The sequence below is a fragment of the Vibrio sp. 10N.222.55.C6 genome, assembly GCF_041473395.1.
Classification (GTDB): Bacteria; Pseudomonadota; Gammaproteobacteria; order Enterobacterales; family Vibrionaceae; genus Vibrio; species Vibrio crassostreae_C.
The window spans coordinates 1-388 of sequence record NZ_JBFRSD010000729.1 but is presented as its reverse complement, the minus strand read 5'-3'; the positions used below and the strand labels follow the sequence as shown (position 1 = coordinate 388).

Below are 388 nucleotides of genomic sequence, written 5' to 3'. Positions count from 1 at the left end.
ATACGCAACTACTTGGTTACCCTTACAGCGGACCCGATTACTGGAGAAGTGCTACAGGCAAAACACTGAAAGAGATTGAAGCGGAATCTATTTAGATAAATGCAGCGATCACTCGCTGTTTAAATTGGCCTAACCTCAGTTCATCAAATGCTAAAGTGAACCCTGCATTATTTGAATTCATCATATCTGAAGTTTCTCCCCAACTAAGTAAGCTTGGTTGGGGTCGATTAGATTGAACGCTTTCCGATACAGTGCTTGACTGCAGGCGTATTTCATCAACACCACTCGGTACGTTGTTATCTTGTTTAATGTACATGCAGCTATCAGGAATATCCTGCTCAATTCTTTCAGCAAACCCAATCAAACTTTCTTCGGCAAAGGTATACAA

Annotated in this window: 1 pseudogene; it reads right to left on the bottom strand. The window is 41.2% G+C overall.

Annotated features, from left to right (window positions below):
* Positions 1 to 91: 91 nt before the first annotated feature.
* Positions 92 to 388, bottom strand: a pseudogene (locus AB4486_RS25860) (diguanylate cyclase); the annotation flags it as partial.